This window comes from Larkinella bovis, assembly GCF_042655385.1.
Taxonomy (GTDB): domain Bacteria; phylum Bacteroidota; class Bacteroidia; order Cytophagales; family Spirosomataceae; genus Larkinella; species Larkinella bovis.
The window spans coordinates 1-13,548 of sequence record NZ_JBHSMA010000012.1 but is presented as its reverse complement, the minus strand read 5'-3'; the positions used below and the strand labels follow the sequence as shown (position 1 = coordinate 13,548).

Below are 13,548 nucleotides of genomic sequence, written 5' to 3'. Positions count from 1 at the left end.
GCGATCAAAGTAGTTTTCCCCAGCGCACTTTTCGGGCAAACCGGGTTATCGAATCCGTCCCCCGGATGTCGAGCCGTTGCAACTCAAACCGGTTGCGGATTGGGAACAGATTCAGGCGGTTTCCGATCCGAAAAGCCAGTCTGATACCGAGCTGTTGCATCGTTTGCAGCATGGCTTGCCGAATGGCCGGGTCTTTGGGCCGACCGCCGTACGGGTACGCAAACACCCGGACGTACGGCAGATTCAGGGCATCAAAAACCGCCAGGTTCCGGGTGAGATCGGCCCGAACAGCGTCGGCCGTCTGGTGTTTATAATTCAGGTGTTGATGCGAATGGAGCGCCAGTTCGAAGGTAGGCACGAGTTGTCGGAGTTGTTCGGCCGACAGCAATGCATCCGAACAGCCGTCCCATTCGTTACATTTCCCGACAAACGCCGTCGGGACAAACAGCACGGCGGTCATGCCGAAGCGTTGCAGCAGCGGCAGTGCGTGCGTGAGGTTGTTGACGTACGCATCGTCGAAGGTAATCAGAACCGAGCGGGCCGGCAGGTGTTGTTGCTGGTCAACGGCTTCGATAAGGTGCTGGAGACGAACGGTTTGGTAGTTATTTGCCCGGAGCCAGCGGAGCTGCTGTTCCAGTTGGGGCACCGAAACCGTCAGCGAATCCTGGCGTTCGGCCTCCACTTTGTGGAACATTAACACAGGCAAAGCCTTTGAAGTGCGGAAAAAATACCACAACAACACGCCTGCAACCACGATGGCACCGAGCCACATCATAAATAAATACCGGTTATTCCGGATCAAAATTCAGTATAATTTGCGTTATATAACAAATTGCTGACCAATTGGCAGCTTATTTTTAACCCGATGCCTAAGATCAGTCATATTGGCGTTAAAATCCGTCGGATTCAGTTAGGTACGCAATTTGATTTAACACAGTAGACAACCAACAAGTACGACTATGAAAGCGATAGAAAATACGCTGAAAGGCATGGGGGGGCAGTTCGATTTGCTCAATACCCTGTATGGTGGTTCGAGTATGACCCGAATGGAAACCGAACAGGAAGACGATCGGCTGATTATTAAATTGTCGGCACCGGGCGTTGGGCCCGATGCGTTCAATGTGTTAATTGACGGCAAAAAGCTGGTTTTATATACATTACTCCAACAAAAAAACGTGACCGAAGGCGCCCAAAGCCTGGCGGTTCCGATGTTTTTACGGGTGATCGATATCCCGGATTTTGTGGATGCTGATCATATCGAAGCCCTCCAGGAACACGGACAGGTGCTGATCCATTTGCCGTTCAAGGATGGCCAGCATTTCCAGCGCCGGGTGGAGATTCAGAATTTATTTTGATAGGAATACACGCTGAATACCAGAGCGGTCAATTCTCCATTGACCGCTTTTTCTTTTGGGGCCAGCGCTACCTGGAAACCCGGTTTTCAGGCCGAATTACGGATAAAATCTTCCAGCGCCGTCAGATGGTCGGTGAAGGCCTGCCGGCCGACGGAGGTGGCCGCATAGGTGGTATTGGGCTTACGACCCACAAATTGCTTTTTCACAGAGACATAGCCCTGCTCTTCCAGCGCCCGCAGGTGCGTCGCCAGATTCCCGTCCGTCATCTCCAGCAGTTCTTTCAGCGAATTGAAACTCAGGGATTCATTCACAATCAGAACCGACATGATGCCCAGCCGGGCCTTACTCTCAAATGCTTTATTAAATCCTATCAGGAACTCTCGCATCAGCGCTTGGGTTCATCTCGTTCATACTTTAAATACATGACGGTGCCGTACACAATGTGCAATGCCCCGAATCCCACGGCCCACGTCAACAAGGAAAAACCGGTCCAGAACAGCGCAATCAAGCCCAGCAGAATTTCCGATAAACCGAGGTACTCCACGTCACGGACGGTGTATTTACTGCCGCTGCAAAGCGCCAGTCCGTAAAAAATTAAGGTGGATGGGAACACCAGCCAGATCAGGTTGAACCGGATCAGGGCCAGGCAGAAGATACCGCCCGCCACCAACGGTACGGCCAATGCCCACAACAATCGTTTCGAGATGGTATTCCAGACACTTAAACCCTGCCGGTGGGCTTTGCGAATTGTAAAGAAAATACCCAGAAGCAAAGCGCCAGCCAGTACAAGAGCGCCATCGGCCAGCAGAAAATCGACCATTTCCCTGCGTTCCGGGCCTGTCAATTGGCTGATGCGTTCGTAGCTGAGCCAGGTCTGGTTATTTTTCTGCAACCGGATATAGGCCGCCCCGGCGCCCACCAGTGCCACGATACCCGCCGAGACCCCAGATAGCCCACTTAACGACAGAAACTTCGATGAACGTTCCATCAAGCTCCGGATTTCTGTCAGGGTTTGTAAATGTTCACGCGATTCGGACATCGAACAGGTGTAGTTGAATGGGTTAATAGTTCGAATGGTGTAGGTTTCGGTCGCAACGCATCAAAACCCACTGCCCCCTTCAAGTTTATCAATCAATTTAGTACCAAAAATCAGAATACCGACGATAACGGCCAGAATTACCACCAGCAACACGGCACCGGCCGACAAATCCTTGACCGCTTTGATCTGCGGATGGCGTTCGGGCGAAACCACATCGGCCAGTTTTTCGATGGCGGTATTGAAGGCTTCGGCGGCCAGCACCAGGCCAACCTGCGTCAGCACCAGCGCCCACTCCGTCCGATCCAGCCGCAGCCAGAGGCCTCCTGCAATGACGGCAACAGCCGCCAAAAAGTGGATTTTAGCGTTGTTTTCAAAACGAAACAGGGCCAAAATGCCTTCGATGGCGTACCGAAAACTCCGTAAATTCTTCCGAACATCAATCCAGTGGCTCATGCGTCCGGCGTTGAACATACTGCGTGAAGCCCACGTAAAGCGTTACCAGCGCAAAAGTATACGAAAGCGTGAGTTTTAAGGCAATCGGATTGAACAGGCTTCGGCCAATAATTTCGGCCAACGCCAGCGGATTCGTGAATAAGTCCCAGCTATTCAACCGAATATACCGGCCCAGGTAAACGCCGAAACTGGTCAGTGCCAGGCACCCGATCATCACCACCCAGGTCTGCCGGTGAGTCAATCGCTGCTTCAGCAGGCGGTGAACCAGCAGTTGCGAGTAAAGCCCCGCCAGCAAACCGGTGAGCGCACACATGAAAATCATCATGGTGTCGAACCAGACGGTTTCTTCGGAAACGCTTCGTAAGTGAAACAGGTCCGTAATGATATAGGGCGAATTAGGCAGAAACAGGAGCCAGAACGCCAGCCCCGGCCAGAGCGACCAGCGCGGCAACTGCCGGTTTTCCAGCCCTTCGCGCAAAAACAGAGCAACCATGAGGGGAATCCAGGCCAGAAATAAATTCCAGCTCAGCATCTTGAAGAAAAAGGGCGTCAAACGCATCACCACCATAGCGATACTCATCACCGACAACAAAATCAGCATGCGTAAGCCTTCGCCGGAACGATAGACTGCGAGTAACCTGTTTAGCATAGAATAAAAGAACTTTGAGTTGCAAAGTAGCATACTGAAACGATGCGGGTCAAGCGAATGGCCGAAAATATTTAGGAAGTGGAGCCTATTGACTGGCTTTTCGTTGGTGAGACTGAAAAGAAAGGCTCTTTGTCAACCTTGAAGGTGTAACTTTGTCAAAAATTAGTCTGGATGGAGACCAACCTGAATCAACAACTGGAAACGATGTCGCCCCGGCGGCAGGAGCAATTGCTGGCCTTTGACCGCTTGCTGACCATTATGGATGAACTGCGCGAACAATGCCCCTGGGACCGCAAGCAGACGATGGACAGTCTTCGTCACCTGACGATTGAAGAAACCTACGAACTTTCCGACGCGATTCTGGAGAAAGACCTGCCCGAAATCCGCAAGGAACTGGGCGATGTGATGCTGCACCTGGTTTTCTACGCCCGCATTGCTTCCGAACCGCAGTCGGGGGCCACCTTCGACATTGCCGATGTCCTGAACGGGGTCTGCGACAAGCTGATTTCCCGCCATCCGCACATTTACGGCGATGTAGTGGCGGATACGGAGGAAAAAGTGAAGCAGAACTGGGAGCAACTGAAGCTGAAAGAAGGCAATAAGTCCGTGCTGGCGGGCGTGCCGGGCTCATTACCGGCGCTGGTGAAGGCCATGCGGATTCAGGAGAAAGCCCGCGGAGCCGGTTTTGACTGGGAGGAGAAACAGCAGGTCTGGGCGAAAGTGGAGGAAGAAATGCAGGAATTCAAGGCCGAGTTCAACGCCGAAACCGACGAGGTGATTGACGCAAACCGGGCCGAAAAAGAGTTTGGCGATGTGCTGTTTTCGCTGGTCAATTACGCGCGTTTCATCGATATCAACCCCGAGACGGCCCTGGAGCGTACCAACAAGAAGTTTATCAAACGCTTTCAGTACCTCGAAGAACAGGCCCGCAACAACGGCCAGCAACTCAAGGATATGACCCTGGACGAGATGGAAGTCTACTGGCAGGCAGCCAAGCAGTTTACGTAACTCGTTCGTCGGTTCCCCAATAAGGGCTCTTTATCAACCCTATAATTTTATTTCTGAACCAGACCATTACTTTTTGATAAGCCCTACGTCTCAGAGAGATAGCTAACCTTTCTGGGTGATGAAACACGCTTATCTGCTTTCTGTCGGTCTATTGGCATTCGTCACGTCTTCACCGGCCTTTGCGCAGGATCTGGATTTTGCCACGACGGCCCCGCTTTATCCGGCGGGCGCAGCCTTCCATTCCTATACCAGCATTGGTTCACCAGCCGTCAATGTGGATCTTGCGATCAGTGGACCGGGTACGGCCTCCATTCCCTCCCCTGAACGGGCCGGTACGGGCTTGTCCACGCCAAACTGGAAGTTCAATAACTCCGGCGAAACCCGAAGCTACAGTTTCACGTTCGGGGATCCCGTTACGGGTCTGGAGTTTTCGTTAAATGCGCTTCAATACCGGACTTTTGCCATCACGGATCATAATTATCAGGATAAAATAACCATTCTGGCGACGGATGAAGGGGGGAATGCCGTCATGCCGGTTATTCCGGCCGGAACCGGCTATAGCGTGAATGGCAACGAAATTCTTGCCACGTCGACAACGGCATCGAATGTCAATAAAGTACGCTTTCCCACGCAGGTAAAGAATGTAACCATTGTGTATGGGAATGGACCACTGGCGGGGCCCTTTCCGAACGGCCAGGGCTTCACCATCGGTGATCTGGACTGGGCCGGTGTCGTTCTGCCGGTTGAACTGGCCTATTTCCGGGCCAAGCCTATTGGGACCGTTGTTCAGCTGGTTTGGGAAACCACCTCCGAACGCAATGCCGACTTTTTCGTCGTGGAGCACAGTTTTGATGTGGTGCATTTTACGCCCATCGGCCGGGTGAAAGCCCGGGGCGAATCCACTCGCCGACAAGCGTATTCATTTGCTGACGATCAGGCGCATCGCTCGAACAATTACTACCGGTTGCAGCAGATTGACAAAGATGGGGCGAAACACTATTCCAAAATCATTGCCGCCCGGCACGCTGATCCTTTACCCACCTTAACGGTTTATCCGAATCCGTCCGATGGGCAGTCGATCGGCCTGCAAGGCAACGAAATCGACCTTGGCTCCCTGCAATTGACGGATCTGAACGGGCGGAGAATCGACTTTCAGCTCGTAGAAGAAACCGCCGGGCACCTTACGCTTCGGCCCCGGATTGCGGTTAAACCCGGCCTCTATTTCCTCTCGGCGTCGGGTATTCGCGCCACCCGATTGTTAGTTAAATAGCTAAGTATACAGAAGCACATCAAAAATCCACGCACCCTTTATGAATCCTTTTTTACGAATACTCAGCTTGGCCGTCCTCTTCCTTGGGTTGCTTAAACCGGCTGGCGCGCAAACCGTCTACTACCAGAGTTTTGCTTCCGGATTGGGTACCTGGACCTCCAGCAACACGACCGCTATTACCTCAAACACCACCTCGGCTAGTTCCGGTTATACCACCCCCATCATGGCATCGGGCGGTTTTAATCTATCATTCGGGGAATGCGGTGGCAATGCCGAACATAGCGTCACGTCCTCAGCCATCAGCACCATCGGACGCACCAATCTCATGGTCGGATTTGGCCGCCGGCGAACCGCTTCGTTCGGTCCGCAGGTCGTGCAGTTCGAATTCAGCACCAATGGCGGGACGAGCTGGACCACCATTTCTTCCGATGTTTCGAGTACGGCAACCACGGTATGGGGCCTTTCAATCTTCAATCTACCGGCAGCCGCTGAGAACCAGGCCAGCCTGCTCTTTCGCTTCCGGTATACACCACCGCCTGGAGCCGCCTGCGGAACGTCGTTCCGAATCGATGATTTTACGGTGAATGAAAATAACACCCTCCCGGTCGAACTGGTATCCTTCCGGGGTACGGCAGACCGTAGCGGCAATCGGCTGGTCTGGGAAACCGCCTGGGAACGGGGTGCGAGCCATTTTGTCGTTGAGCGCAGCGCCGATGCCCGCGTTTTCGGCGATATTGGCCAGCTGTCGGCCACTGGAAACGCAACGAGCGGGCAATCCTATGCCTTTATGGATAGCGAACCGCTCCCGGAAACCAGTTATTACCGGCTTCGACAGGTGGATTTGGATGGTTCCGTGCGGCACTCCAAGCTTATTCCCGTAAGCCGGGCCGCCGATGAATGGATGATTTATAATCCTGCTTCCAATCGGGAGATCCGGTTAAAAGCCTCCAGCACCGCTGCCGACCCGGCAAGTCTATGGCTGTACACCGTTTCCGGGCAATTCGTCCCTTTTCAACTCCTGCAACACTCCCCGACCGACTGGCTGATCCGTCCGGCGGTACCGCTGCAAGCGGGCTTGTATATACTCCAGGTTGGCCAAACCCCGCAGCACCGAACGTTGCGGGTCTTGGTTCGGTAAGCTTCCTGCAAAAACCGGCATAGAAAGCCAATCAGGCTCGGTTCTGATCCGGGGCCTGAAACCGGCAATATTCCGAAAACCTTGCGTATCTTTCAGCAAAGGAAATATACTATGCTAGCGCGATTCTTTTCCCCCGAGCCCCTCTGGTACCAACAGGGGCTGGCCGGCCTCCGGATCATTGTCGGTTTGCTCATGGCGTACCACGGCTGGGAGGTTTTTGACCGGCCCACGATGGAAGTCTACCTGACCTGGGACGTGATCAAAGCCCTGCCGGCACCGGAATGGATGGTATACCTGGGAAAAGGGATAGAGCTCGTCACGGGTATTTGTTTTATAATGGGCTTGTTCACCCGCCTGGCAGCGTTGCTCATGATCCTGGATATGCTTTTTATCTGTTTTGTGGTGGGCGAAGGGCGGTTTTATTACCAGGACCAGCACCCGTTTCTTTTTGCGTTGATTGCGCTGTTTTTCTTTTTCACCGGCCCGGTCAAATGGAGCCTGGACCGGCTGTATTTTGGTAAAAGTGACAACGCTCCCACCCCCATGCCATGAAGCAACGCAACCACCCGGTAAACGGGCCTTGTAGGTTTTCTTTTTTCGTACTACCTTTTCTTTTTTAATTTGCAGTATGAGTGAAAAACGATGGATATACCGACCGGTTCCGGAGTCGCCCGAGGAGTTGCTGGCTGTTGAAAATCTGACCCGTGATCTGAAAGTAAATCCGTTTATGGCTGCGCTGCTCGTGCAGCGGGGTGTTCATACCTTCGAAGAGGCCCGTACCTATTTCCGCCCGGAACTGACGCACCTGCACGATCCTTTTCTGATGAAAGACATGGAAAAGGCGGTGCTCCGGTTGCAAATGGCCCTGCTGCGGAGCGAAAAAATCCTGGTCTATGGTGATTATGACGTGGACGGAACCACTTCCGTGGCGCTGTTCTATGGATTCATGAAAACCATCTACCCCAATCTGGATTATTACATTCCCGATCGGTACAAAGAGGGATACGGTATTTCATCCCAGGGAATCGAGTGGGCCGCCGAAAACGGATTTACGTTGATTGTCAGCCTCGACTGCGGGATCAAGTCCGTTGAGCGGGTGGAAGAAGCCCGGGAAAAAGGCATCGACTTCATCATCTGCGATCACCACCGCCCCGGGGCCGACATTCCGAATGCTGCGGCCGTACTCGATCCGAAACGCTCGGACTGTGAGTACCCCTGCAAAGACCTGACGGGCTGCGGGGTGGGGTTTAAGTTACTGCACGCCTTCTGTCTGTTCAAGTCGATTCCACTGGAACGACTGTACGATTACTTGGATTTACTGGTCATCAGCATTGCGTCGGACATTGTTCCGATTACCGGCGAAAACCGTGTTCTGGCCTATTATGGCCTGAAAAAACTGAATGCGACGCCCCGGTTTGGGGTTCAGGCGCTCATCAAAATTGCCGGGTTTCAATCGGCGCTGGACGTCACCAATGTGGTGTTTGGCCTGGGGCCGCGCATCAATGCCGCCGGCCGGATCAAACACGCCAAAGCCGCCGTTCAGTTGCTATTGGCCGAAACCGAAGAGGAAGCGACCGAGTTTGCGTTTGAAATCAACGAACACAACAACAGCCGACGGCAGTACGACACCAGCATTACCGAACAGGCGCTGGCGATGATTCAGGGCGATGAATGGCTGCTGAATGCCAAAAGCACGGTTTTATTCAACAATACCTGGCATAAAGGCGTCATCGGCATCGTGGCATCGCGCTGCATCGAAAAATACCACCGGCCCACCATCATCCTGACCGAGTCGCACAACCGGGCGGCCGGGTCGGCGCGGTCGGTACCCGGTTTTGACGTCTACGAAGCCATCGAGGAATGCGCCGATCTGCTGGAGCAATTCGGCGGACATACCTTTGCCGCCGGTTTGACGCTGAAGCTGGAGAATATCAAGGCGTTCCGGCAAAAATTTGAAGAAGTCGTGACCCGGCGGATTCAGGAGGAACAGCTCATCCCGATGATTGAAATCGACCTGCCGCTCGATCTGGACGCCATCGACCAGAAATTCTACAACGTCCTGAAACAGATGTCGCCCTTCGGTCCGCAGAACATGACGCCCGTTTTTTCGACCAGCGAGGTATACCTGGTCGGCGAACCGTACATCATGAAGGAAAAGCATTTGAAAATGACCGTACAGCAGGCCAACTCCTACCAGCGGTTCACAGCCATCGGATTCAACATGGCCCACCACGCGCTTTTCCTCCGGCGCGACCGGCCATTTTCCATTTGTTACCAGATTGAAGAGAATAATTATAACGGAAATAAATCGTTGCAGTTATATTTGAAAGACATCAAAGCCGCCGTGGGCGCTCCGCAGTAAACAACCTCCATGATTCTTCGCACTGAAAATTTAGTTAAAAAATACGGTTCCCGCCTGGTCAACGACCATGTTTCCTATCAGGTTGAACAGGGTGAAATCGTCGGTTTACTGGGCCCCAATGGCGCCGGAAAAACCACGTCCTTCTACATGGCGGTCGGCCTGATTAAACCTAATAGCGGCAAAGTCTACATTGACAGTCAAGACATTACCAGTTTACCCATGTACAAACGGGCGCGGCTGGGTGTCGGGTATCTGGCGCAGGAAGCCTCGGTTTTCCGGGATTTGACGGTGGAAGAAAATGTGCTGGCGGTGTTGGAAATGACCAGCCTATCGCGGCAGGAGCAGAAAGCCAAAGTCGAACAATTGCTCGAAGAATTCAGCCTGACACACGTTCGGAAAAACAAGGGAAAAGTCTTGTCGGGCGGAGAACGCCGGCGCACCGAAATTGCCCGGAGCCTGGCCGTAGATCCCAAATTCATTCTGCTGGACGAACCGTTTGCGGGGGTGGACCCGATTGCCGTGGAGGACATCCAAAGCATTGTGGCTCAGCTCAAACACCGCAACATTGGCATTCTGATTACCGACCATAACGTCAACGAGACCCTCTCGATCACTGACCGCGCTTATCTGCTGTTCGAAGGCAAAATCCTGAAACAGGGAACCGCCGAAGACCTCGCCAACGACGAGCAGGTCCGGCGCGTGTACCTGGGGCAGCATTTCGAACTCAAGCGGAAAATATAAACGTTACTCTGGTTAACCCTGATTAACTCTGTGTAACCTCTTTTTCCCTAACTCAACACCTCCCGCAAAACCGCCAGGGATTTGATTTCGCCCAGGCTATCGATGTGAATCTGGTAAAACGCCACCAGCGCATCCAGCAATTCGGCGCGGGTCTGGCGGGAAATTTTGACCGACGCGCCCAGCCGTTGGCGCAGGAAGCTATTCAGCGCTTTTTCGGCCGATTCGTCGGGCAGAAACGGATAGCGTTGCTCCTGTAACTGCGTTTCAAACTCCCGGGCATTGGCCGGACCAAACCCCAGAAAAAACGCCAGCTTCAGCAAAAAGGCCAGGTGAAAATTCTCATAATCGGCCTCTGCTTCTTCCAGATACCGCACACTTTCCTCAAGAAAATGAAACAACGTGGGGTTGCCAGCTTCCTCCTTCAGGGTTTTGGTCAGCATTTCGCTCACAAACAGGGCCATGCTCGATTTAGCAATATCGAACGGAATGTGCTGGAACGGGTAATTGATTTTGACTTCCGAAAGCCGGTGCAGGTCTTTGTCCGGTTTATAATACACCACCATGTCGAGCAGCGTCAGCGGCTGGAAAAAGGCAATCCGGTTGGTTTTGCTTTTGGCCGAACGAACGCCATTGACGAGGTAACTTTGCAGACCAAACTCCTCGGTGTAGATGCGGACAATGACGGATGTTTCGCGGTAACGAAAATAACTCAGAACGACTCCCCGGGTTTTATGAAGCATTTTTTCAGGAAAAAATCGAAATCGGCTAGTATGAAAACCGGCCAAAGACGTACTATAGAAAGGCAGTATGGTTTTCGTCCAGCGATTACCTGCTTTCTAAATTTAATGCATTTTGCTCGATTTTCAAGGCATGGCCTGGTAAAATCCTGCGTAAAAATGTTGATTTTTACGGTTTTTACAGCAATCCTCAACTCAATCCCTATGAAACTATACCGTACCCGTCAGGGCATCGTCGTTGAACACCAAAACCGCTTCCACCGTGCTCCGAGCGACGATTGGGATTATCTGGTCAACCAGGACGATTTATTCCAGTTTTTGCAACAGGAAATACCTTCTACCACGGCTTCCGATGAATACCGGAGCTGGACTGAAACCCAATTGTTACCGCCGATCAGTCAACAGGAAATCTGGGCGTCGGGCGTCACCTACCTGCGCAGCCGGAACGCCCGGATGGAAGAGTCGAAAGACGCCGGAGGGGGCGATTTCTACGAACGGGTGTACGATGCCGAACGTCCCGAATTGTTTTTTAAATCGACAGCCGCCCGCGCCGTGGGACCGGGTGATGCCGTCCGGATTCGGAAAGACTCGACCTGGAACGTACCGGAACCGGAATTGACGCTATTTGCGACCTCGAACGGAAAAATTGTCGGTTACACGATCGGCAACGACATGAGTTCGCGGAGCATAGAGGGTGAAAACCCCCTGTATCTGCCCCAGGCCAAAACGTACGATGGTGCCGCTGCCATCGGTCCGTGTTTGTACGTGCCGGGTGAACCCATTTCGTCGGATACCGAAATCCAGCTCGAAATCCGGCGCGATGGCCAGACGGCTTTTGACGAAAAAATTGCCATCAATCGCATGAAACGCCAGCACCCGGAACTGGTTTCTTTCCTGTATCGGGAAACTACTTTTCCGCACGGTTGTTATCTGATGACAGGCACCGGCATTGTTCCGCCCGACACGTTTACCCTGGCTGCGGGCGATGAGGTGCGAATTTCGATTGCAGGAATTGGTACATTAATCAATAGCGTCCAAGCGTAAAAGAATGAGTTTTCAAGGCATTAACCCAGCTACCGGCGAAGCATTGCCCGGTGTATTCGAAGAATCGACCCCCGAAGAAGTAGCCCATGCCTGCTGGCAGGCGGCCGCTGCGTTTCATACTTACCGCAAACTTTCCGGCGAGGCCAAAGCCCAGTTGCTGGAGCGCATCGCCGACGAAATCATGGCCCTTGGGTCCGAGCTGCTCGAACGCGCCAACCAGGAAACCGCCCTGCCCCTGGCGCGCCTGACCGGCGAACGCGGCCGAACCACCGGCCAGTTGCGGCTGTTTGCTCAATACCTCCGCGAAGGTTCATGGGTAGATGCCCGCATCGACACCGCGCTGCCGGATCGTCAACCACTCCCCCGTCCGGATCTGCGGCACATGCTGATTCCGTTGGGTCCTGTCGGTATTTTCGGCGCGAGCAATTTCCCGCTGGCATTTTCCGTCGCGGGCGGGGATACCGCATCGGCGCTGGCAGCGGGTTGTCCGGTGGTGGTGAAGGCGCACCCGGCGCACCCCGGCACTTCCGACCTGGTAGGTAAAGCCATCCGCAAAGCGGTGGAAGCCTGCGGTTTACCCGAAGGCGTTTTTCAGCTGGTCCACGGCACGACGGTGGAAGTCGGAATGGCCATTGTGGAAAGCCCCCTGATCAAAGCCATCGGTTTTACGGGTTCGTTCCGGGGCGGGAAAGCGATTTATGATGCCGCCGTTCGGCGGCCAGAGCCAATTCCGGTTTATGCCGAAATGGGCAGCACCAACCCGGTTTTCTTCTTACCCAATATCCTGAAAGAGAAAGGATTGGATCTGGCAAAAGCCTATATTGATTCGGTAACACTGGGCGTCGGACAGTTTTGTACGAACCCCGGTCTGGCCATTGTCAAACAGTCGGACGGGGGCGATGCGTTCATCAGTCAGGCCCGGCTGGCGATGTCGCAGACGCAGCCGACACCGATGCTGACCAAGAGCATTCACCAGGCTTACACCAGCGGTATTGAAAAATTGAATTCGCACGCGCGGGTGCAGGTAGCCAGCAAGTCCGAAACCGTGGTCGAAGGCTTTGCGACCGCGCACCCGACGCTGTTGTCCACCACCGCCGACGTGCTGGTGGAAAACCCGGAGCTGACGGAGGAAGTGTTTGGACCAAGCAGCTTGCTGGTGACCGCCGATACCAAAGAAGAAATGCTGGCGGTGGCAAATGGTCTGGAAGGCCACCTGACCGCCACGGTATTCGGTACTCCGGACGAATTGCTGGACTATGCCGATCTGCTGGACGTGCTGGAGCAGAAAGTCGGTCGGTTGCTGATCAACGGTTTCCCGACGGGTGTAGAAGTGAGCCACGCCATGACCCACGGCGGACCGTTTCCGGCGACGACCGATGTGCGGTCTACCTCGGTGGGCACAAACGCCATCCGGCGATTTGCCCGGCCGGTTTCTTACCAGAACTTCCCGGACGCCTTGCTCCCCGACGCCCTGAAAACCGATAACCCACTGGGAATCTACCGGTTGATAGACGGTACGTGGCAAAAATAAAGGTCGCTCCCCCAATCGAACGGATCGGCAACGGTTCGCTAAACGACGAAACGTTGTTCCGCAGAAGGTTATTTCCTTTTTGCAACATTCATCTACATGAGTCATCCCGCAGTTTGTAGGATGACTTGATAGAAGTTGAATACCGCAGCTAACGCAGCGCGAAGTCGATAAAGCGGTGTCAGGGCAGACTGGCACCGCTTTCCGGTTCGATGACACCACCT

Annotated in this window: 15 protein-coding genes; 9 read left to right on the top strand and 6 right to left on the bottom strand. The window is 53.6% G+C overall.

The annotated features are described in order from the left end of the window. Positions 1-4: 4 nt before the first annotated feature. Entirely contained in the window at positions 5-694 is a 690-nt protein-coding gene (locus tag ACFPMF_RS23610) for a polysaccharide deacetylase family protein (protein ID WP_379849746.1), read from the bottom strand. Positions 695-959: 265 nt separating this feature from the next. On the opposite strand from ACFPMF_RS23610, the gene ACFPMF_RS23605 reads away from it, so the two are divergent. Further along, the gene (locus tag ACFPMF_RS23605; RefSeq protein ID WP_379849744.1) at positions 960-1,355 is read left to right on the top strand and encodes an Hsp20/alpha crystallin family protein; all 396 of its coding nucleotides are present in this window, start codon (positions 960-962) and stop codon (positions 1,353-1,355) included. A gap of 86 nt (positions 1,356-1,441) precedes the next feature. Here ACFPMF_RS23605 and ACFPMF_RS23600 read toward each other — a convergent pair whose 3' ends face one another. Genes ACFPMF_RS23600 through ACFPMF_RS23585 form a run of 4 tightly spaced genes read right to left on the bottom strand, consistent with a single transcriptional unit; the run spans position 1,442 to position 3,496 of the window. Continuing rightward, on the bottom strand, positions 1,442-1,741 hold the full coding sequence (locus tag ACFPMF_RS23600) for a winged helix-turn-helix domain-containing protein (protein WP_379849742.1): 300 nt from the start codon (positions 1,739-1,741) through the stop codon (positions 1,442-1,444). Continuing rightward, positions 1,741-2,394, bottom strand: coding sequence for a hypothetical protein (locus ACFPMF_RS23595; RefSeq protein WP_379849740.1), 654 nt, complete (start codon positions 2,392-2,394; stop codon positions 1,741-1,743). The genes ACFPMF_RS23600 and ACFPMF_RS23595 overlap by 1 nt, the downstream gene beginning before the upstream one ends. 60 nt (positions 2,395-2,454) lie before the next feature. Next, the gene (locus ACFPMF_RS23590; RefSeq protein WP_379849738.1) at positions 2,455-2,847 is read right to left on the bottom strand and encodes a diacylglycerol kinase family protein; all 393 of its coding nucleotides are present in this window, start codon (positions 2,845-2,847) and stop codon (positions 2,455-2,457) included. Continuing rightward, positions 2,831-3,496 (bottom strand): DUF1361 domain-containing protein, encoded by a 666-nt coding sequence (locus ACFPMF_RS23585; RefSeq protein ID WP_379849736.1) that lies wholly within the window; start codon positions 3,494-3,496, stop codon positions 2,831-2,833. The genes ACFPMF_RS23590 and ACFPMF_RS23585 overlap by 17 nt, the downstream gene beginning before the upstream one ends. 171 nt (positions 3,497-3,667) lie before the next feature. On the opposite strand from ACFPMF_RS23585, the gene mazG reads away from it, so the two are divergent. The 6 genes from mazG (at position 3,668) to lptB (ending at position 10,015) form a co-directional block, all read left to right on the top strand. Beyond that, positions 3,668-4,504, top strand: a complete 837-nt coding sequence (mazG, locus tag ACFPMF_RS23580; protein ID WP_379849734.1) for a nucleoside triphosphate pyrophosphohydrolase — start codon at positions 3,668-3,670, stop codon at positions 4,502-4,504. A gap of 118 nt (positions 4,505-4,622) precedes the next feature. After that, positions 4,623-5,774 carry a T9SS type A sorting domain-containing protein gene (locus ACFPMF_RS23575; protein ID WP_379849732.1) on the top strand — a complete coding sequence of 384 codons (1,152 nt, stop codon included), beginning with the start codon at positions 4,623-4,625 and terminating at the stop codon, positions 5,772-5,774. A gap of 40 nt (positions 5,775-5,814) precedes the next feature. Next, positions 5,815-6,912, top strand: coding sequence for a T9SS type A sorting domain-containing protein (locus tag ACFPMF_RS23570; RefSeq protein ID WP_379849730.1), 1,098 nt, complete (start codon positions 5,815-5,817; stop codon positions 6,910-6,912). Between the two features lie 111 nt (positions 6,913-7,023). Next, on the top strand, positions 7,024-7,464 hold the full coding sequence (locus ACFPMF_RS23565) for a DoxX family protein (protein WP_379849728.1): 441 nt from the start codon (positions 7,024-7,026) through the stop codon (positions 7,462-7,464). Positions 7,465-7,540: 76 nt separating this feature from the next. After that, complete coding sequence (gene recJ, locus ACFPMF_RS23560) at positions 7,541-9,274, top strand: single-stranded-DNA-specific exonuclease RecJ (protein ID WP_379849726.1); 1,734 nt, start codon at positions 7,541-7,543, stop codon at positions 9,272-9,274. A gap of 9 nt (positions 9,275-9,283) precedes the next feature. Then, positions 9,284-10,015, top strand: a complete 732-nt coding sequence (lptB, locus tag ACFPMF_RS23555; protein ID WP_379849724.1) for an LPS export ABC transporter ATP-binding protein — start codon at positions 9,284-9,286, stop codon at positions 10,013-10,015. Positions 10,016-10,062: 47 nt separating this feature from the next. Here the strand turns inward: lptB and recO are convergent, their stop codons facing one another. After that, entirely contained in the window at positions 10,063-10,755 is a 693-nt protein-coding gene (recO, locus tag ACFPMF_RS23550) for a DNA repair protein RecO (protein ID WP_379849722.1), read from the bottom strand. Between the two features lie 201 nt (positions 10,756-10,956). On the opposite strand from recO, the gene ACFPMF_RS23545 reads away from it, so the two are divergent. Then, complete coding sequence (locus ACFPMF_RS23545) at positions 10,957-11,796, top strand: fumarylacetoacetate hydrolase family protein (RefSeq protein WP_379849720.1); 840 nt, start codon at positions 10,957-10,959, stop codon at positions 11,794-11,796. Between the two features lie 4 nt (positions 11,797-11,800). After that, positions 11,801-13,327 (top strand): aldehyde dehydrogenase (NADP(+)), encoded by a 1,527-nt coding sequence (locus ACFPMF_RS23540; protein WP_379849718.1) that lies wholly within the window; start codon positions 11,801-11,803, stop codon positions 13,325-13,327. Positions 13,328-13,548 lie beyond the last annotated feature (221 nt).

What these genes read in the sequence shown, in the direction of transcription:
- ACFPMF_RS23610 (WP_379849746.1), bottom strand. Translation starts at nt 694, where the DNA reads ATGTTCCACAAAGTGGAGGCCGAACGCCAGGATTCGCTGACGGTTTCG.
- ACFPMF_RS23605 (WP_379849744.1), top strand. Translation starts at nt 960, where the DNA reads ATGAAAGCGATAGAAAATACGCTGAAAGGCATGGGGGGGCAGTTCGAT.
- ACFPMF_RS23600 (WP_379849742.1), bottom strand. Translation starts at nt 1,741, where the DNA reads ATGCGAGAGTTCCTGATAGGATTTAATAAAGCATTTGAGAGTAAGGCC.
- ACFPMF_RS23595 (WP_379849740.1), bottom strand. Translation starts at nt 2,394, where the DNA reads ATGTCCGAATCGCGTGAACATTTACAAACCCTGACAGAAATCCGGAGC.
- ACFPMF_RS23590 (WP_379849738.1), bottom strand. Translation starts at nt 2,847, where the DNA reads ATGAGCCACTGGATTGATGTTCGGAAGAATTTACGGAGTTTTCGGTAC.
- ACFPMF_RS23585 (WP_379849736.1), bottom strand. Translation starts at nt 3,496, where the DNA reads ATGCTAAACAGGTTACTCGCAGTCTATCGTTCCGGCGAAGGCTTACGC.
- mazG (WP_379849734.1), top strand. Translation starts at nt 3,668, where the DNA reads ATGGAGACCAACCTGAATCAACAACTGGAAACGATGTCGCCCCGGCGG.
- ACFPMF_RS23575 (WP_379849732.1), top strand. Translation starts at nt 4,623, where the DNA reads ATGAAACACGCTTATCTGCTTTCTGTCGGTCTATTGGCATTCGTCACG.
- ACFPMF_RS23570 (WP_379849730.1), top strand. Translation starts at nt 5,815, where the DNA reads ATGAATCCTTTTTTACGAATACTCAGCTTGGCCGTCCTCTTCCTTGGG.
- ACFPMF_RS23565 (WP_379849728.1), top strand. Translation starts at nt 7,024, where the DNA reads ATGCTAGCGCGATTCTTTTCCCCCGAGCCCCTCTGGTACCAACAGGGG.
- recJ (WP_379849726.1), top strand. Translation starts at nt 7,541, where the DNA reads ATGAGTGAAAAACGATGGATATACCGACCGGTTCCGGAGTCGCCCGAG.
- lptB (WP_379849724.1), top strand. Translation starts at nt 9,284, where the DNA reads ATGATTCTTCGCACTGAAAATTTAGTTAAAAAATACGGTTCCCGCCTG.
- recO (WP_379849722.1), bottom strand. Translation starts at nt 10,755, where the DNA reads ATGCTTCATAAAACCCGGGGAGTCGTTCTGAGTTATTTTCGTTACCGC.
- ACFPMF_RS23545 (WP_379849720.1), top strand. Translation starts at nt 10,957, where the DNA reads ATGAAACTATACCGTACCCGTCAGGGCATCGTCGTTGAACACCAAAAC.
- ACFPMF_RS23540 (WP_379849718.1), top strand. Translation starts at nt 11,801, where the DNA reads ATGAGTTTTCAAGGCATTAACCCAGCTACCGGCGAAGCATTGCCCGGT.